This is a genomic window from Streptomyces sp. SS7, assembly GCF_037993025.1.
Classification (GTDB): Bacteria; Actinomycetota; Actinomycetes; order Streptomycetales; family Streptomycetaceae; genus Streptomyces.
In genome coordinates this window covers 6,284,524-6,302,744 of the sequence record NZ_CP141223.1, presented here as the reverse complement: position 1 = coordinate 6,302,744, position 18,221 = coordinate 6,284,524, and the positions used below count along the sequence as shown (strand labels likewise).

Below are 18,221 nucleotides of genomic sequence, written 5' to 3'. Positions count from 1 at the left end.
CCCAGCCACAGGGCTGGGGTGGCGTGGCGTCAGCCGATGCTGCAGTGGTTGCCGAAGGCCGGGTTCAGGAGCCCGAGCCCACCGATCGAGTTGCCGCAGATGTTGGCGTTCACGTCGATCGGGTTCTGGATCACGTTCCCGGACAGGAAGCCCGGCGAGTTGAAGGCGACACCGGTGGTCTCGTTGTCGGCGAACGCCGGAGTGGCGGCGCCCAGGGCCAGCACCAGGCCCGCGACGACAGCGGCACTCTTCTTCATGAAATTTCCCTTCTCTGCGGCCATGCCTCGTTGACGGTCGGAACCGAGCGAGCGCAGTCGGATGGGCTCGCACCATGACCCGCAGGCTGCACACGAGAGATTGACGGCGAGGGAAAGCGGTGAACGCATATGATCGTGCTATTCACTCGAATGTCTTCATATAAAAGCCGGACGGCCCCGCATTCTCGGCAGGGCTTCACGTCTTTCCAATTCGGCGGCAATGGGCTATCCGAGTGAAGGGGGACAACCAAACACGGCCTGCGCAGTTGGTCAGAGCGCTCCGATGGACGGGGCTTCTCCTGAAGGGACTAGCAAGTGATCAAGAAGCTTCTGGCCACCGCCGCGGTTGCCGCCTCCGTCGTCGGCGCCTCCGCCGCCGCCGCAGTTCCGGCACTGGCCCTCGGCAACGACAGCGGCCCGACGTCCGCCAGCGGCAACGGAGCCCACCAGTCTTTCGGGAACTCGGCCACCTTCGGCAACATGAGCCCGCAGATGGCGCTCATCCAGGGTTCCCTCAACAAGCCGTGCGTCGCCCTGCCGACCAAGGCCAACAGCATTGTCACCCCTGCCGGCCTCGCGCTTCAGGACGTCCCGATCCTGTCGTCGTCGAACAACCAGCAGTGCGTCGAGAACTCCACCCAGGTGGACGGCGACGACCCGCTCTCGCACCTCCTGGACGACCTCGCGCTCCTCTCGGGCAACGGCGCGGCCAACGGCTGAGCCACGCCTCCCCGAGCTCCACAGCGGGTCGCCGATCATCGGCGACCCGCTGTTTCGTCATGCGGGTGAGGAGCGCGCGATCGCGGCACTCCATGCGCTGCTCCAATCGGGGCAACGTACGCAACCTACGGCCGGGTCGGCGCGTTGACGATCACGCAGCTCCTCCCCCGGAGCCCGCTTTTCGAAGGGAATGAACATGAAGAAGCTGTGGGCAACCGCGGCTGTCGCCGCGTCCCTGGCAGGTCTCGCGGCCGTCTCCGCTCCCCAGGCCCTGGCCATCGGCGACGACCACGGCCCGACGTCCGCCAGCGGCAACGGTGCCTCGCAGGAGTTCGGCAACTCGGCAACGTTCGGCGACATGAGCCCGCAGCTCTCGCTGATCCAGGGTTCGCTGAACAAGCCCTGCCTCGCCCTGCCGACCAAGGCCAACACCATTGTCACCCCTGCCGGCCTCGCGCTTCAGGACTCCCCGATCCTGTCGTCGTCGAACAACCAGCAGTGCGTCGAGAACTCCACCCAGGTGGACGGCGACGACCCGCTCTCGCACGTCCTGGACGACCTCGCGCTCCTCTCGGGCAACGGCGTCCAGAACGGCTGAGCTTCGGCCTGACGTACCGCCTCGGCGGGTCACCGGTTCTCCGGTGGCCCGCCGTTCGCGTGCCTCACTTGCGGTACAGGTCCTCTATCTCCTGCGCGTACTTCTCGGTCACCGCGTGCCGCTTCACCTTCAGGGACGGGGTGAGCAGGCCGTTGGCCTCGCTGAACTCGCCGTCGATCAGGGTGAAGGCCCGGATCGACTCGGCGCGGGAGACCGCCTCGTTGGCGTAGTCGACGGCGCGTTGGACCTCGGCACGCATCCGGGGGTCGCGGGCGAGTTCGGCGAGCGGGGTGCCGGCGGGCAGTCCCCGGACCGACAGCCAGTGGGCGACCGCGTCGGGGTCGAGGGTGATCAGGGCGCCGACGAAGGCACGGTTGTCGCCGACCACCAGGCACTGGCCGACCGGGGTGCGGCTGCGCAGCCGGTCCTCCAGGACGGCCGGGGAGACGTTCTTGCCGCCGGAGGTGACCAGCAGGTCCTTCTTGCGGCCGGTGATGGTGAGATAGCCGTCCTCGTCGAGGGCGCCGAGGTCACCGGTGGTGAACCAGTCGTCGGTGAGGACCTCGGCGGTGGCGGCCGGGTTGTTCCAGTAGGCGGGGAAGACGACCCCGCCCTTGATCAGGATCTCCCCGTCGTCGGCGATGCGGACGGCGGTGCCGGGGACGGGCCGGCCGACCGTGCCGGGCCGGGGCGCGAGCGGGGGGACGAGCGTGGCGGCGGCGGTGGTCTCGGTGAGGCCGTAGCCCTCGTAGACGATGATGCCGGCGGCGTAGAAGAACAGGCTCAGGGTGCGGTCCAGCGGGGAGCCGCCGCTGATGGCGTAGCGCATCCGACCGCCGAGTTCGTTCCGGATCCGGCGGTAGACCAGCAGGTCGTACAGGGCCCAGGCGGCGTAGAGGCCGGGCCCGGGGCCCTTGCCGCGGCCGAGGAACTTCCGCAGGTACGCCTCCGCGAAGCGCACGGCGACGCGTTCGGCACGGTCGAAGGAGGCGCCGCGGCCGATCCTCTCGGCGGTGGCGCGGCCGGCGTCGTGGATGCGCTCGAAGAGATAGGGCACGCCCACCAGGAACGTGGGCCGGAACTCCTTGAGCGCGGGCCGCAGTTCGTCGGGTTTGACGCTGGGGAAGTGGCCGGTCTCGATACGGGCCATGAGGCAGGCGATCTGCAGGGTGCGGCCCATGATGTGGGCGAGGGGCAGGAACAGGAGAGTGGAGGCGGTCTCGCCGGTGACCTCCTTGAAGATCGGGTGGAGCAGTTCGAGCAGGTTGGCGGCCTCGGCGTGCAGGTTGGCGTGGGTGAGGACGCAGCCCTTGGGGCGGCCGGTGGTGCCGGAGGTGTAGCAGAGGGTGGCGGTGGTGTCCGGGGCGAGGCCGGCGCGGCGCTTGGTGACCTCGTCGTCGGGGAGGTCCCGGCCGAGGGCGGTGAGGGTGCCGACGGCGTCCGCGTCGAGTTCGAGGATGCGCGGGGGCCGGGGGTGGCGGGCCGTGCCGGTGGTGACCGTCGCCGCGTTCTCGGCGTTCTCCACGACGACGAGCGTGGCACCGGAGTCGCGGACGATCCAGTCGACCTGATCGGCGGAGGAGGTGGCGTAGACCGGCACGGTCACTCCGCCGGCCGCCCAGACGGCGAAGTCCAGGAGGGTCCACTCGTAACGCGTGCGGGACATGATCGCGACCCGGCCGCCCGGTTCGAGGCCCTGGGCGATCAGCCCCTTCGCCACATCGGTGACCTCGGCGGCGAAGACGGTGGCGGCCACCGGCCGCCAGTCGTCACCGTGTCTGCGGCGCAGCACCACCGCGCCGGGGTCCTCGGCGGCGTTGGTGAACGGCAGGTCTGCGATGCTGCCCGTGGTGGGCGGCTCCACCAAGGGCGCGGAGCGGGCCTCGCGGACGACACCGGAGGCGTCACGGATCACCGCGACGCGGGTGCGGGAGGCGAGGTCGGTGCGTCTCTTCGCCCGCTTCAGATCCTTGCGTACGCCCATGACGGCTCCCGGGTCGTGGTGCGGCTGGCAGGTGTGGGGCCCGTACTGATGGCTTGTACTGATGGCTTGTACTGGGCCCGTACGGGTGGCTTGTACGGGTGGCTTGTTCTGGTGGGTCAACTTACCCGTAGGTAAGGAAAATTCAACGCCCGCGGTCCAGGTCGCCGATCCGGTCCGCCCGGTCGATGGCCTCGGCGAGGCCCCGTACGTCGCGGTCCTCCGTGCGGTCGGCCAAGTCGTGTGCGCGTGCGGCCAGTTCGGTGAGGGAGGGGGCGTCGGGCAGCTCACCCTCGTCGAGGGTGCGGCGGGCGTAGCCGTAGGAGGCGGTGTCGACGTCGAGGGCGAAGGTGGAGAGGTGGTCGGGAGCGGTCTCGTCGCCGTCCACCTCGGTGGCGGGTGCGTCCGGTGCCGGGAGGACGTCGCTGCGGTGGGCCGAGCCGTCGGAGGCCTTGCTCGCGGCGGGGTCGTCGGCGCCGCACCCGGTGAGGAGGAGTGCGGTGACCGCCGTGAGGGCGACCAGTCCGGGTGTCCGATGGGTTCTCATGTGCCGGGCCCCCTGTGTCCGTCGAGCGTGTGTGACGGTGACGGGACAGGGGGCCGGAACGTGCGGTACGGGAGGTTGCGGACCGGTTGCGAACCGGTCTCAGGACACGATGTCCTTGCGGGCGAACCCCCGGAAGGCCAGGGCGAACAGGATGAGCGCGTAGGTCACGGAGACGGCTGTGCCCTGGAGCATGCCGGACCACTCGGGGGTGGGCTGGACGGCGTCGGCCCAGGCGAACTGCCAGTGGGCGGGGAGGAAGTCCCGCCAGTCGCCGAGGGCGGTGACGGCGTCCAGGACGTTGCCGATGATGGTCAGTCCGACCGCGCCGCCGACCGCGCCGAGGGCGGCGTCGGTCCGGGTCGACAGCCAGAACGCGAGCCCGGCGGTGACGAGCTGGGAGACGAAGAGGTAGCCGACGACGACCACCAGGCGCTGCGCCGCCGTGACCGCGTCGAGGGTGCCTCCGGTGGGCAGTTCCAGCGGCCCCCAGCCGTAGGCGGCGGTGCCGACGGCGAGGGCGACGACCGGCAGCAGGATCATCGCGGCCAGGCTGAGCGCGAGACCGACGACGAGCTTGGACCACAGCAGCCGGGCCCGGGGCACGGGTGCGGCGAGCAGATAGCGCAGGGAGGACCAGCCGGCCTCGGAGGCGACCGTGTCCCCGCAGAACAGGGCGACCGGGATGACCAGCAGGAAGCCCGCCGACACGAACAGGTTGACGGCGGCGAAGTTGCCGGCGGACGCGGTCGCGGTGTCCATCAGGGTCACCGCGTTGTTGCGGCCGCCGGGCTCGCCGCCGACGGCGAACGCGATCAGCAGCACGAACGGCAGGGCGGCGAGGATGCCGCCCATGACGATCGTGCGGCGGCGCTTGAACTGGCGGGCCAGTTCGACGCGCAGCGGCAGGGTGCGGCCGGGCCGGTAGCCGGAGGCGACCTCGGTGAGCGTGCTCATGCGGAACCTCCGATCAGGGTGAGGAAGGCGTCCTCCAGGCGGCGGTGCGGGCCGACCGACTGCACGGGCACGTCCAGCCGGACGAGTTCGGCGACCAGGCGCTGGGCGCTGCCGTCGGCGTCGAGACGTACGAGCAGGCCCTCGTCGGTGCGGTCCGCGGAGGCGATGCCGGGCAGGGCCGCCACCTTCTCCAGGACGGGCTCCTCCACCGGGGCGGCGGTGCCGACCAGGAGGGTGTCGCCGGAGCCGACGATCGCGCCGACCGGGCCGGCCTGGACGAGCCGGCCGCGGTCCATGACCACGAGGTGGGTGCAGGACTGTTCGACCTCCGCCAGCAGATGGCTGGAGACGATCACCGTGCGTCCGGCGGCCGCGTACCGGATCATGACCTCGCGCATCTCGCGGATCTGCGGCGGGTCGAGTCCGTTGGTCGGTTCGTCGAGGATCAGCAGGTCGGGCAGGCCCAGCATGGCCTGGGCGATCGCCAGGCGCTGGCGCATGCCCTGGGAGTACGTCCGGACGGCGCGGGCCAGGGCGTCGCCGAGGCCGGCGATCTGCAGGGCCTCCTCCAGGTGGGCGTCCTCGGCGGGGCGGCCGGTGGCCTTCCAGTACAGGTCGAGGTTCTCCCGGCCGGTGAGGTGCGGCAGGAAGCCCGCGCCCTCGACGAAGGAGCCGACCCGGGAGAGGACGGGGGCGCCGGGGCGGACGGCGTGGCCGAAGACTCGGATCTCGCCCTCGTCGGGCGTGATGAGGCCCATCAGCATGCGCAGGGTGGTCGTCTTGCCGGCGCCGTTGGGGCCGAGGAGGCCCAGCACCTGGCCCTTCTCCACCTGGAAGGAGACTTCGCGGACGCTGTAGCGGTCGCCGCCCGCGTACTTCTTGCTCAGGCCGGCGATCTGCAGCGGGACCTCGGCCAGCTCCGGATCGGGGGCCGGCATCGCGGTGCGGCGGCGGCCGGTCAGCAGGAGCAGCAGGGCGAGGCCCGCGCCCGCGAGGGGCAGCCACCACACCCAGGAGGGGAGCGGGGCTGCGGCGGTCGTGACGCCGGGGGCCGTGGGAACGCGCAGCTCGCTCCTGAGGGAGACCGTGTACGTCGCCGGGGCGGCCGGGGAGGCGTAGCCGAGGTCGGTGGAGGCGAGGACCAGGCTCAGCCGGTGGCCCTCCTCGATGTCGTGGTCGATCGCCGGGAGGGTGAGCGTGACGTCCTTGCCGGCCCTGGCGCCGTCGACCCGGATCGGCGCGACGAGCTGGGAGGGGAGTTGCCGGCTGCCGTCGGGGCCGACGTCGTACACCTTGCCGAAGAGGACGGCGGTGTCGCTGGTGGACTTCACATGGACGGTGACGGTCGGGGAGCCGGTGATCCGCAGGGCGCGGGTGACGGGCGCGGAGTCGAAGGCGGCGTACTGGCCGGGGAAGTCGAGGGAGACGCCGACGCCGAACGCGGAGAGCTGGCCGAGGCCGGAGCCGCCGAGGCCGGGCAGGGCGGAGATGGCGGGCGGGCCGGCGCCGGCGGGGTTCTCGAAGGACTGTTCGCGGCCGGTGAGGGCGATGGCCCGGGGGTCGTTCTCCAGGCCGGGGTAGCTGTCGCCGCTCGCGCCGCGCAGCGGGACGGTGCCGTCGGTGGAGTCGACGCCTCCGGTGCGGGTGACCCGGAAGGCGGGCCCGGTGTCGGCGTTCTTGTCGTCCTTGAGGTAGCGGTCGAACCAGGCGGTGACGCGGGCCTGGACGCGGCTGCTCTCCATGTTGCCGCCGTCGTGGCCGCCGGCGATCCAGTCGACGTCCACGGGGGCGCCGTTGGCCTTGATGGCCTTCTCGGCGGCGTCCGCCTGGGCGAGGGTGAAGAGGGAGTCGGCCTGGCCCTGCACGAGGAGGGTGGGGACCTTGATGCGGTCGGCGACGGCGGACGGCGAGCGGGCGTCGAGGAGCGCGCGGGCGGCGGCGTCGGGGGTGCCGGACTCGGCGACCCGCTGGTACATCGCGCACAGCGCGGGCTCGAAATTGTCGCAGCCGCCGCCGCTGTTGACGAAGATGCCGGCCCACAGCTTCTTGAACACGCCGTCGGGGAACAGGGCGTCCGCGAGGTTCCAGTAGGTGATCGAGGGGGCGATGGCGTCGACCCGGTCGTCGTAGCCGGCGGCGAGGAGGGAGACCGCGCCGCCGTAGGAGGCGCCGGCGAGGCCGACGCGCGGGTCGCCCTTCTTGTCCAGCTCCACCTCGGGCCGGCCGGCGAGCCAGTCGATCAGCTTCGAGACGTCGGCGACCTCGCCCTTGGGGTCGTTCAGCCCGATCCTGCCGGTGGACTTGCCGAAGCCGCGCGCCGACCAGGTCAGGACCGCGTACCCGGCGCGGGCGAGGTCCTCGGCCTGCTGCCGTACGCCGTCCTTGGTGCCGCCGAAGCCGTGGCCGAGGAGGACGGCGGGGCGGCGGCCCGAGGCGCCCGAGGTGAAGTAGGAGGTGTCCAGGCGGACGCCGTCCACGGACATCACCTGATCGCTGTGGTGCACCGCGGGGCGGTCGTCGTCGTCGGCGACGGCCGTCCACGTGCCGGCACCGGCGAGTACGACGACGGAGGCCGCGGCGGCGAGGAGCCGTCGCGGCCGCCGTGGTCCTCGCAGACCGGGCAGTCGAAGATCCATGCTTCAACGGTACGGGGTCAACCTGTCGGGGGGTTGTCGACCGGAGGCCGAACTGCCCGCCCTACCAGGGGCGTACGTGAGCGCTCGTGCGTACACCAGGCGCGGTATCGGGCGCGGTATCGGGCGCGGTGTCAGGCCTGCGCGTCCTCGGGCAGGGTGACCAGCCAGCGGGTGTCCGGGCGGGGGCGCAGGTAAAGGGCCCAGTAGAGGGTGGCGGCGGCGGTGATGCCGCCGGTCCACAGGAGGTAGCCCGTCTCCTGCTGGGTGAGGATGTAGGCGAGTACGGCGATCAGCAGGACCGGCACGGCGGGCCACAGGGGCATGCGCCAGGCGGGGGTGTGGCGGTGGTGGCCGCGGCGGGAGAGCAGGGCGGCGACCGCGACGAGCAGGTACATGCCGGTCACGGAGACGCCGGTGACGCCGTAGAGGGTGTCGAGGTTCACGAAGCACAGGGCGGCTCCGGGGACGCCGACGGCGAGGGTGGCGACCCAGGGGGAGCCGAAGCGGCCGAGCTTGGCGAGGACGTGGTTGACCGGTCCGGGCCAGGCCTGGTCACGGGCGGAGGCGAACAGGACGCGGGAGTTCTGGATGACCATGACGATGCCGGCGTTGATGATCGCCAGGGCCACGCAGAGGCTGACGAAGGTGCCGACGGCGGAGTTCGACCAGGCGGTGACCATGGAGCCGATGTCGCCGCCGGTGAGTTCGGAGAGGTCGGAGGCGCCGAAGGTGATGGCGACGACCGGGACCAGGATGATCACCGAGGAGATGGCGAGGGTGGCGAGGACGGTGCGGGCGACGTTGCGGCGCGGGTGCTCCAGTTCCTCGGAGAGGTAGACGGCGGTGGAGAAGCCCTGGGTGACGAAGAGGGCGATGGCGAGGCCGGAGACGACCAGCATCGCGGTGACGGTGTCGGTGCCGCCGTGGGCGTCCGCGACCTGCATCGAGACCAGGCTGCCGGGGCCGCGGTGGCCGTGCGTGAAGCCCAGGACAGCCACGACGGCCGCGGCGATGACCTCCAGGACCAGGAAGACGCCGGTGATCCAGGCGTTGGCGCGCAGGTCCAGCAGCCCGGCGAGGGTGGCGAGCAGCATGACGCCGGCGCCCGCGAGGGCGGGGTCGAGGTGGACGATCGGGGCGAGGTAGTCGGCGGTGCCCATCGCGATCACCGGCGGGACGATCATCACGACCAGCAGGGAGAGCACGAAGACGAGCCAGCCGGCGAGGCGTCCGGCGAGCGTGGAGACCATGGCGTACTCGCCGCCCGCGCTGGGGATGAGGGTGCCCAGCTCCGAGTAGCAGAACGCCACGGCGATACAGAGCAGCGAGCCGATCGCGATCGTGAGGGCGGTCGCGGTGCCGAGCGAGCCGAACAGGTCCGGGACGACGACGAAGAGGGTGGAGGCGGGGGTCACGCACGAGAGGGTCAGCAGTGTTCCGCCCACCACGCCGATGGAGCGCTTGAGCTTCTGAGCGCCGTGGGGCGCGTCGACGGCGGTGCCGACGGCGGTGTCGACGGGGCGGAGCGTGTCGGTCATGCGCGGTTCCGATCGCCGGGGAGCAGCAGAGTGTGCTGCATGGAATCCCAACGAAAACCAGTGCGTCAATAGCCGTTTACCTACGAAATCCGTAGATCAAATCGACTTTCGACCCCGGATACGGCAGACCTGTGCGGGAACTCGCCTCATCCGGCCGTACGGGAACCGTAGGACGGGAGCGCCAAAAAAACGGGGCCGTCCGCTCTGCGGACGGCCCCTGTCCCTGCGTCAGTGGTTGCGCGGGAAGCCCAGGTCCACGCCGGACGGGGCGTCCGCCGGGTCCGGCCAGCGGGTGGTGACGACCTTGCCGCGGGTGTAGAAGTGCGTGCCGTCGTTGCCGTAGATGTGGTGGTCGCCGAAGAGCGAGTCCTTCCAGCCGCCGAAGCTGTGGTAGCCGACGGGGACCGGGATCGGGACGTTCACGCCGACCATGCCGGCCTCGATCTCCATCTGGAAGCGGCGGGCCGCGCCGCCGTCCCGGGTGAAGATCGCGGTGCCGTTGCCGAACGGGGAGCTGTTGATCAGCGCCACGCCCTCGTCGTAGGAGTCCACGCGCAGGACGCACAGCACGGGGCCGAAGATCTCGTCCTGGTAGGCCTTCGCGGTCGTCGGGACCTTGTCGAGGAGCGAGATGCCGATCCAGTGGCCGTCCTCGTAGCCGTCGACCGTGTAGCCGGTGCCGTCGAGGACCACCTCGGCGCCCTCCGCGGCCGCGCCGGTGACGTAGGACGCCACCTTGTCGCGGTGGACGGCGGTGATGAGCGGGCCCATCTCCGAGGTCGGGTCGTTGCCGGGGCCGATCTTGATCTTCTCGGCGCGCTCGCGGATCTTCTCCACCAGCTCGTCGCCGATCGCGCCGACCGCGACCACGGCCGAGATCGCCATGCAGCGCTCGCCCGCGGAGCCGTAGGCCGCGCTCACGGCGGCGTCCGCCGCGGCGTCCAGGTCGGCGTCCGGCAGGACCAGCATGTGGTTCTTGGCGCCGCCCAGGGCCTGGACGCGCTTGCCGTTCGCCGAGGCCGTGGTGTGGATGTAGCGGGCGATCGGGGTCGAGCCGACGAAGGAGACGGCCTTGACGTCCGGGTGCTCCAGGAGGCGGTCCACCGCCACCTTGTCGCCGTGGACGACGTTGAACACGCCGTCCGGCAGCCCGGCCTCCGACAGCAGCTCGGCGAGCTTGACCGAGGCCGAGGGGTCCTTCTCGGACGGCTTCAGCACGAAGGTGTTGCCGGTCGCGATGGCGATCGGGAACATCCACATCGGGACCATCGCCGGGAAGTTGAACGGCGTGATGCCGGCGACCACACCCAGCGGCTGGCGGAGGGAGGAGACGTCCACCCGGCTCGCCACCTGGGTGGACAGCTCGCCCTTCAGCTGCACGTTGATGCCGCAGGCGAGGTCCACGATCTCCAGGCCGCGGGCCACCTCGCCGAGCGCGTCGCTGTGCACCTTGCCGTGCTCGGCGGTGATCAGCTCGGCGATGGCGTCACGGTTGGCGTCCAGCAGCGCGCGGAAGCGGAAGAGGATCTCCGTGCGCTTGGCCAGCGAGGACTGGCCCCAGCTCACGAAGGCCTCCTTGGCGGTCTGCACCGCCGCGTCGACCTCGTCCACCGTCGCGAACGCGACCTTGGTGGTGACCGCGCCGGTCGCCGGGTCCGTGACCGGACCGAACGTGCCCGACGCGCCTTCGACGGTCTTGCCGCCGATCCAGTGGTTGACGATCTTCGTCATGACCGAGTACTCCTTCACAGATGGCGGCGTCGGGTGGAGACGTGCCGTTCGTACAGCTCTCGTGCCTTCACCGCGGACGATCGGGTCGCGGTCTCGGCGACAGGTACATCCCACCAGGCCTGCGCGGGCGGCGGGCCCGACACAGTGTCGGCCGTTTCGGTCTCCACGTAGACACAAGTGGGAGTGTCGGCGGCGCGTGCCTCGGCGAGGGCCTCGCGCAGCTCACGGACGGTTTTCGCGCGCAGCACGCGCATCCCCAGACTCGCCACGTTGGCGGCCAGGTCGACGGGGAGCGGCGCGCCCGTGAAGGTGCCGTCCTCCGAGGTGAAGCGGTAGGCGGTGCCGAACCGCTCACCGCCGACGGACTCCGAGAGCCCGCCGATCGAGGCGTAGCCGTGGTTCTGCACGAGCAGGATCTTGATCGCGATCCCCTCCTGCACGGCCGTCACGATCTCCGTCGGCATCATCAGATACGTGCCGTCGCCGACCAGCGCCCAGACGTTGCGCTCGGGCGCGGCCATCTTCACTCCGATGGCCGCCGGGATCTCGTACCCCATGCAGGAGAAGCCGTACTCCAGGTGGTACTGGTCCCGGGAGCGGGCCCGCCACAGCTTGTGCAGGTCGCCGGGGAGCGAACCGGCCGCGTTGATGATCACGTCGGACTCGTCGGCGAGGGCGTCGAGCGCGCCGAGGACCTGCGGCTGGGTGGGGCGGGCGTCGGGCTCCTCGGCCTCGTAGCAGGCGTCGACGCGCTGCTCCCAGCGCTCCTTGTCCTCGGTGTACTCGGTGACGTACGCGTCCGCGACCCGGTGGGCGTGCGTGCGCAGGGCCGCCGTCAGCTCCGCCAGGCCGCTGCTCGCGTCCGCGATGAGCGGCTGCCCGGCGAGCTTGTGGCCGTCGTAGGCGGCGATGTTGAGGTTGAGGAAGCGCACCCCCTCGCCCTGGAACAGGGTGTGGGAGGCGGTGGTGAAGTCGGTGTAGCGGGTGCCGACGCCGATGATCAGGTCCGCGGTGCGGGCCAGTTCGTCGGCGGTGGCGGTGCCGGTGTGGCCGACGCCGCCCACGTCCTGGGGGTGGTCGTAGGGCAGGGAGCCCTTGCCGGCCTGGGTGGAGGAGACCGGGATGCCGGTGGTCTCGGCGAACTCGGCGAGGGCCTCCTCGGCGCGGCTGTGGTGGACACCGCCGCCCGCGACGATCAGGGGGCGCTGCGCCGCGCGGATCGCCCGGACGGCCTCGGCGAGTTCGGTCGGGTCGGCACCCGGGCGCCGGACCACCCAGGTGCGCTCGGCGAAGAACTCCTCCGGCCAGTCGTACGCCTCGGCCTGCACGTCCTGCGGCAGCGCGAGGGTGACCGCGCCCGTCTCCACGGGGTCGGTGAGGACCCGCATGGCCTGGAGGGCGGCCGGGATCAGCGCCTCCGGGCGGGTGACGCGGTCGAAGTACTTGGAGACCGGGCGCAGCGAGTCGTTGACCGACACATCGCCCGCGTACGGCACCTCCAGCTGCTGGAGCACCGGGTCGGCGACGCGGGTGGCGAAGATGTCGCCGGGCAGCAGCAGGACCGGGAGGTGGTTGACGGTGGCCAGTGCGGCGCCGGTGACCAGGTTGGTCGCGCCGGGGCCGATGGACGTCGTCACGGCGTGCGTGGAGAGCCGGTTCGACTGGCGGGCGTAGCCGACGGCCGCGTGCACCATGGACTGTTCGTTGCGGCCCTGGTGGAACGGCATGTCGTCGCCGTACTCGATCAGTGCCTGGCCGAGGCCGGCCACGTTGCCGTGCCCGAAGATGCCCCAGGTGGCGCTGATCAGCCGCTGCCGCTCGCCGTCGCGTTCGGTGTACTGGGCGGCGAGGAAGCGCACCAGGGCCTGGGCCACTGTGAGCCTGATGGTCATCGGTAACCCTCCGTGTGGTCCGGGTGGAAGCAGATCCGCCACTCGCGGTTCTCTCCGGGGCCCGCCATGACGTTCAGGTAGTACATGGCGTGGCCGGGCTGGGCGATCGACGGGCCGTGCCAGCCGTCGGGGACGAGGACGGCGTCACCGGAACGGACCTCGGCGAGCACGTCGGAGCCGCCCTCTCGGGAGGGGGACACGCGCTGGTAGCCGAAGCCGTGCGGGCCGTCGATCTCGAAGTAGTAGATCTCCTCGAGCTCGGCCTCCTCGCCCGGCCGGTGCTCGTCGTGCTTGTGCGGCGGGTACGAGGACCAGTTGCCGCCGGGGGTGATCACCTCGACGGCGATCAGCTTGTCGCAGTCGAAGGCGTCGGCGGAGGCGAAGTTGCGCACATGGCGCAACTGGGTGCCGCTGCCGCGCTCTTCGACGGGGACCTCCGGCGCGGGGCCGTAGCGGGCGGGGAGTTGTCGCTCGCACTTCGCTCCTGCCAGGGCGAAGCGGCCTCCCGCGCCGGAGGCGATCGTGACCCGGGCGTCGCGGGGAACGTACGCGAAGTCGGAGACCGACGCGAACACGCTTTCCCTGCCCAGGAGTTGGAACTCGTTCTCGTCTGTTTGCACGGTACATCCGCCTTCGAGCGGAAGCACGATCCACTCGCTCTCACCGGTGGTGAGGGTGTGGCTGCCGCCCGGGGCGAGCTCGATGATCCTCAGACTGCTGTAGGTCCAGCCGGCCCGCTTCGGGTCGATGTCGAGGACGTGGTCGGCGTCGGCGGTGGTGCCGCGCGGTACGTACAGGCTGTCGTTCGTCATGCGGCCCTCACAGCAGTCCTACGGCGGTGTCCACGGCGGCGGCGACCTTCCCGTCCGCCGGGTACAGCAGCGAGCGGCCGACCACCAGGCCCCGGACGGTGGGGAGTTGCAGCGCTCCGCGCCACTTCTCGTACGCCCCGTCCTGGTCGTCGCCGACCTCGCCGCCCAGCAGGACGGCGGGGAGGGTGGAGGTCTCCATGACCTGGGCCATGTCGTCGGGGTTGGCGGTGACCGGGACCTTCAGCCAGGTGTAGGCGGAGCTGCCGCCCAGGCCGGAGGCGATGGCGATCGACTTGGTGACCGCCTCGGCGGAGAGGTCGTTCTGCACCTTGCCCCCGGGGGTGCGCCGGCTGAGGAACGGCTCGACGAACAGGGGCAGTCTGCGGGCCGCCATGTCGTCGACGGCCCGGGCCGTGGTCTCCATGGTGGTCAGGGAGCCCGGGTCGTCGTAGTCGATCCGCAGGAGCAGTTTGCCGGCGTCGAAGTTCAGCCGCTCGATGTCCTCGGCGCGGTGGCCGGTGAAGCGGTCGTCGAGCTCGAACACCGAGCCCTGGAGGCCGCCGCGGTTCATCGAGCCCATGACGACCTTGCCGTCGAGGGCGCCGAGCAGCAGCAGGTCGTCCAGGATGTCGGCGGTGGCGAGGACCCCGTCCACGCCGGGCCGCGACAGCGCCAGCATCAGGCGTTCCAGCAGGTCGGCGCGGTTGGCCATGGCCAGCTTGTCGCCGCCGACGCCGAGCGCGCCCCGGGCGGGGTGGTCGGCGGCGACGATCATCAGTCGGCCGTTGTCGCCCAGCAGCGGGCGGCGGGGGCGGCGGGCGGCGGCCTCGGCGATCGCCTCGGGCCGCTCGGCGCGCAGCCGGACGATCTCGGAGATGTCGACGGTCACAGGACGGCCCCCGCCTCGACCGCGGCCTCGATCTCGTCGCCGGTCGGCATCGCGGAGGAGCACTCCAGCCGGGAGGCGACGATCGCGCCGGCCGCGTTGGCGTGGCGCATGATCTGCTCCAGGTCCCAGTCGGCGAGCAGACCGTGGCACAGGGAGCCGCCGAAGGCGTCGCCCGCGCCGAGGCCGTTGAGGACGTCCACCGGCAGCGGCGGGACCTCGGCGGACTCACCGCTGCGGTGGACGGCGAGGACCCCCTTGGGGCCCTGCTTGACGACGGCGAGCTCGACGCCCGCGTCCAGCAGCGCCTGGGCGGCGGCCCGCGGTTCGCGGACGCCGGTGGCGACCTCCACCTCGTCGAGGTTGCCGACCGCGACGGTGGTGTGCTTGAGGGCCTCGGCGTAGAACGGGCGGGCCGCGTCCGGGTCGGTCCAGAACATCGGGCGCCAGTCGAGGTCGAAGACCGTGATGCCGGCCTTGGCGCGGTGCGCGAGGGCGGCGAGGGTCGCGGTGCGGCTGGGCTCCTCGCTCAGGCCGGTGCCGGTGATCCAGAAGATGCCGGCCGCACGGATGGCGTCGAGGTCCAGCTCGTGGGCGTCGATCTCCAGGTCCGGGGCCTTGGGCCGGCGGTAGAAGTACAGCGGGAAGTCGTCCGGCGGGAAAACCTCGCAGAACGTGACCGGCGTCTGCAGGCCCGGCACCGGCGTGACATAGCGGTCGTCGACGCCGAAGCCGCGCAGGGCCTCGTGGAGGTAGGTGCCGAAGGGGTCGTCGCCCGTGCGGGTGATCACGGCGGTGGACCGGCCGAGGCGGGCCGCGGCGACCGCGACGTTGGACGCCGAGCCGCCGAGGAACTTCCCGAAGGACGTGACCTGCGGGAGCGGCACACCCGTCTGCAGCGGATAGAGGTCCACCCCGATCCGCCCCATGGTGATCAGGTCGTACGCCATCGAGTTCCCTTCGTGTCGGTCCGGTCCCGTCGGGATCGGTCCCGTGTCGGCTCTCCACGGCTTTGTAGTCCGGCTCCGGGCACCCTGTCAATAGTTTGTCCAGACATTCGGACCAGGCCTTGACACCCCTGGGGAGAGCCCGCAGGCTGGCGCCCATGACGTCGTTGTCACCTCAGCCCCCGCAGACCTCACTCTCCCGCATCCGGATCGGATCGGCCCCCGACAGCTGGGGCGTCTGGTTCCCGGACGACCCCGTACAGGTCCCCTGGCAGCGCTTCCTCGACGAGGTCGCGCAGTCCGGCTACGAGTGGATCGAACTCGGCCCCTACGGCTACCTGCCGACCGACCCGGCCGTGCTCACCGAGGAGACCGCCAAGCGCGGTCTGAAGGTGTCCGCCGGCACGGTCTTCACCGGCCTCCACCACGGCGAGGCCGTGTGGGAGAAGACCTGGGCGCACGTCGCGGACAACGCGGTGCTCGCCCAGGCCATGGGGGCGAAGCACCTCGTCGTCATCCCGTCCTTCTGGCGGGACGACAAGACCGGCGAGGTGCTGGAGTCCGACACCCTCACCCCCGAGCAGTGGCGCAACCTCACCACGCTGACCGAGCGGCTCGGCAAGGAGGTGCGGGAGCGGTACGGGCTCCAGATCGTCGTCCACCCGCACGCCGACACCCACATCGACAGCGAGGAGAACGTCGTCCGCTTCCTGGACGGCACCGACTCCGACCTCGTGTCGCTGTGCCTGGACACCGGGCACTACGCCTACTGCGGCGGCGACAGCGTGAAGCTGATCGAGACGTACGGGTCGCGGATCGGGTACCTCCACCTCAAGCAGGTGGACCCGGAGATCCTCGCCGACGTGAAGGCCAAGGGAACGCCGTTCGGGCCGGCCGTGGCCCAGGGCGTGATGTGCGAGCCGCCCGCGGGCGTGCCGGCGCTCGGACCCGTCCTGGAGGCGGCGAGCAAGCTGGACGTGGACCTGTTCGCGATCGTGGAGCAGGACATGTACCCCTGCGAGCAGGACAAGCCGCTGCCGATCGCTCAGCGGACCCGGGCGTTCCTGAGGTCGTGCGGGGCGTAGGCCGTAGGTGGTGTGCGGGTCGGAGCGGGCTTGTCAACGCGCCACTCCCACGCGTCTCTCCGGTACCTTCGCACCACCTTCGTCACAAATGGCCCCTCCCTGTCACCCATGTCCCGCCTACGCGGGTTTTTGGTCACGCACGGACGACATCTGCGTTCACCCGGTCACTCTGCGTCGTTCGCCGGGCACAGGCTTGATGATCGCCAGCGCAGCGCCGGGCTCCCCCTGGCGGCCTCCCGGCCGCCACCCCCGCGCGCGCAGGGAGGTGCAACGCATGACCGACCGAAGGCTCTGGTCCTACAAGGAGATCGCGGCGCACATCAAGGTGCAGCCGGACACCGTACGGTCCTACCGCAAGCACGGACTCCTCCCCCCGCCCGACCGCGTCGACGGCGGTAAGCCCTACTGGTTCGCCGCCACCGTCCAGGACTGGGCCGCCGCCCGGCCGGGCAACCGCGGCCGCAGATCCGACTGACCTCACACCCCCCCGTCCCCTCCCCCCGTCCGCCCTGCCCTCGTCGTACCGTTCCGTTCCGTGCCCCGCTCTCGTGCGGGGCACGGTGTCGTCCGGCCCGGTGCCGCTCAGCTCCACGGCTCGATGACGGTGACCCCGGACCCCGGCGCCGTCCCCATCTCCGCCAGTGCTCCCGGTACGGCGTCCAGGGTGATCGTCGAGGTCACCAGGAGGTCGGGCCGCAGGACCCCGGCCCGGACCGCCTCCAGCATCGCGGGGTAGGTGTGCGCGGCCATGCCGTGGCTGCCGAGGATCTCCAGTTCGAGGGCGATCGCGCGGGCCAGCGGGACGGGGGTGGTGCCCTCGGGCGAGGGCAGCAGGCCGACCTGGAGGTGCCTGCCCCGGCGCCGCAGTCCGTTCACCGAGGCGGCGCAGGTGGCCGGGGAGCCGAGGGCGTCGAGGGAGAGGTGGGCGCCGCCGCCGGTGAGGTCACGGACCGCCGCCGCGGTGTCCGCCACGCCCCGGGCGTCCACGCACTCCGCCGCGCCGAACGTCCGCGCCAGCTCCAGTGCCCGCGGCGACACGTCCACCGCGACCACCCGGGCCCCGCTCGCCGCGGCGATCATCACCGCGGACAGGCCGACCCCGCCGCAGCCGTGCACCGCGACCCACTCCCCCGCCGCGACCCGGCCCTGCTGCACGACCGCCCGGAACGCGGTGGCGAACCGGCAGCCGAGGGAGGCCGCAGTGCCGTAGGACAGGTCGTCCGGGACCGCGACCAGGTTCACGTCCGCGTGGTCCAGGGCCACGAACTCGGCGAAGGAACCCCAGTGCGTGAACCCGGGCTGGGTCTGGCGCTCGCACACCTGATGGTCGCCGGCCGCGCAGGACGGGCAGCTTCCGCAGCCGCACACGAAGGGGACGGTGACCCGGTCGCCGGGGCGCCAGCGGGTGACGCCCGCGCCGACCTCCTCGACGGTGCCGGCCAGTTCATGGCCGGGCACGTGCGGCAGGACGATGTCGGGGTCGTGGCCCATCCAGCCGTGCCAGTCGCTGCGGCACAGACCGGTGGCCTCGACCCGGACGACGACTCCGTGCGGGGCCGGGCGGGGGTCGGGTACCTCGCGTATCTCGGCCGGTGCGCCGTACTTCTCGAAGACCACCGCTCGCATCTGGGCTCCTG

General features: G+C 71.6%; 15 protein-coding genes and 1 pseudogene. 4 read left to right on the top strand and 12 right to left on the bottom strand.

The annotated features are described in order from the left end of the window. Nucleotides 1-29 precede the first annotated feature (29 nt). On the bottom strand, nucleotides 30-257 hold the full coding sequence (locus U5640_RS29145; RefSeq protein ID WP_340378984.1) for a chaplin: 228 nt from the start codon (nucleotides 255-257) through the stop codon (nucleotides 30-32). Between the two features lie 315 nt (nucleotides 258-572). Between U5640_RS29145 and U5640_RS29140 the strand changes: the two genes are divergently transcribed. Further along, nucleotides 573-977 carry a rodlin gene (locus U5640_RS29140; protein ID WP_340378983.1) on the top strand — a complete coding sequence of 135 codons (405 nt, stop codon included), beginning with the start codon at nucleotides 573-575 and terminating at the stop codon, nucleotides 975-977. A gap of 196 nt (nucleotides 978-1,173) precedes the next feature. Continuing rightward, nucleotides 1,174-1,575: a rodlin gene (locus U5640_RS29135; RefSeq protein WP_340378981.1), complete on the top strand. Its 402-nt coding sequence runs from the start codon at nucleotides 1,174-1,176 to the stop codon at nucleotides 1,573-1,575. Nucleotides 1,576-1,639: 64 nt separating this feature from the next. Here U5640_RS29135 and U5640_RS29130 read toward each other — a convergent pair whose 3' ends face one another. From U5640_RS29130 to iolC, 10 genes and pseudogenes are all read right to left on the bottom strand, one after another. Then, on the bottom strand, nucleotides 1,640-3,559 hold the full coding sequence (locus U5640_RS29130; protein ID WP_340378979.1) for an AMP-binding protein: 1,920 nt from the start codon (nucleotides 3,557-3,559) through the stop codon (nucleotides 1,640-1,642). Nucleotides 3,560-3,824: 265 nt separating this feature from the next. Continuing rightward, nucleotides 3,825-4,103: pseudogene (locus U5640_RS29125) on the bottom strand (von Willebrand factor type A domain-containing protein); the annotation flags it as partial. 99 nt (nucleotides 4,104-4,202) lie between these two features. Continuing rightward, a complete protein-coding gene (locus U5640_RS29120) occupies nucleotides 4,203-5,057 on the bottom strand; it encodes an ABC transporter permease (RefSeq protein WP_340378977.1) in 855 nt (284 codons plus the stop codon). Beyond that, nucleotides 5,054-7,693: an alpha/beta fold hydrolase gene (locus U5640_RS29115; RefSeq protein WP_340378975.1), complete on the bottom strand. Its 2,640-nt coding sequence runs from the start codon at nucleotides 7,691-7,693 to the stop codon at nucleotides 5,054-5,056. Before U5640_RS29115 ends, U5640_RS29120 begins: the two co-directional genes overlap by 4 nt. Before the next feature lie 131 nt (nucleotides 7,694-7,824). After that, a complete protein-coding gene (locus U5640_RS29110) occupies nucleotides 7,825-9,231 on the bottom strand; it encodes an APC family permease (RefSeq protein ID WP_340378973.1) in 1,407 nt (468 codons plus the stop codon). Between the two features lie 228 nt (nucleotides 9,232-9,459). After that, nucleotides 9,460-10,962, bottom strand: coding sequence for a CoA-acylating methylmalonate-semialdehyde dehydrogenase (mmsA, locus tag U5640_RS29105; RefSeq protein WP_340378971.1), 1,503 nt, complete (start codon nucleotides 10,960-10,962; stop codon nucleotides 9,460-9,462). Between the two features lie 14 nt (nucleotides 10,963-10,976). Then, a complete protein-coding gene (iolD, locus tag U5640_RS29100) occupies nucleotides 10,977-12,854 on the bottom strand; it encodes a 3D-(3,5/4)-trihydroxycyclohexane-1,2-dione acylhydrolase (decyclizing) (protein ID WP_340378969.1) in 1,878 nt (625 codons plus the stop codon). Next, nucleotides 12,851-13,666, bottom strand: a complete 816-nt coding sequence (gene iolB / locus U5640_RS29095; RefSeq protein ID WP_340378967.1) for a 5-deoxy-glucuronate isomerase — start codon at nucleotides 13,664-13,666, stop codon at nucleotides 12,851-12,853. The genes iolD and iolB overlap by 4 nt, the downstream gene beginning before the upstream one ends. 7 nt (nucleotides 13,667-13,673) lie before the next feature. Continuing rightward, the gene (locus U5640_RS29090; RefSeq protein ID WP_340378965.1) at nucleotides 13,674-14,555 is read right to left on the bottom strand and encodes a deoxyribose-phosphate aldolase; all 882 of its coding nucleotides are present in this window, start codon (nucleotides 14,553-14,555) and stop codon (nucleotides 13,674-13,676) included. Then, the gene (gene iolC / locus U5640_RS29085) at nucleotides 14,552-15,502 is read right to left on the bottom strand and encodes a 5-dehydro-2-deoxygluconokinase (protein ID WP_340378963.1); all 951 of its coding nucleotides are present in this window, start codon (nucleotides 15,500-15,502) and stop codon (nucleotides 14,552-14,554) included. Before iolC ends, U5640_RS29090 begins: the two co-directional genes overlap by 4 nt. A gap of 155 nt (nucleotides 15,503-15,657) precedes the next feature. Here iolC and U5640_RS29080 point away from each other — a divergent pair, with 155 nt between their 5' ends. Both U5640_RS29080 and U5640_RS29075 read left to right on the top strand, forming a co-directional pair. Further along, entirely contained in the window at nucleotides 15,658-16,584 is a 927-nt protein-coding gene (locus tag U5640_RS29080) for a sugar phosphate isomerase/epimerase (RefSeq protein WP_340378961.1), read from the top strand. A 274-nt stretch (nucleotides 16,585-16,858) separates the two neighbouring features. Beyond that, nucleotides 16,859-17,059: a MerR family DNA-binding transcriptional regulator gene (locus tag U5640_RS29075; RefSeq protein WP_340378959.1), complete on the top strand. Its 201-nt coding sequence runs from the start codon at nucleotides 16,859-16,861 to the stop codon at nucleotides 17,057-17,059. 107 nt (nucleotides 17,060-17,166) lie between these two features. Here the strand turns inward: U5640_RS29075 and U5640_RS29070 are convergent, their stop codons facing one another. Further along, nucleotides 17,167-18,210: a zinc-dependent alcohol dehydrogenase family protein gene (locus tag U5640_RS29070; protein ID WP_340378957.1), complete on the bottom strand. Its 1,044-nt coding sequence runs from the start codon at nucleotides 18,208-18,210 to the stop codon at nucleotides 17,167-17,169. Between the last annotated feature and the right edge of the window lie 11 nt (nucleotides 18,211-18,221).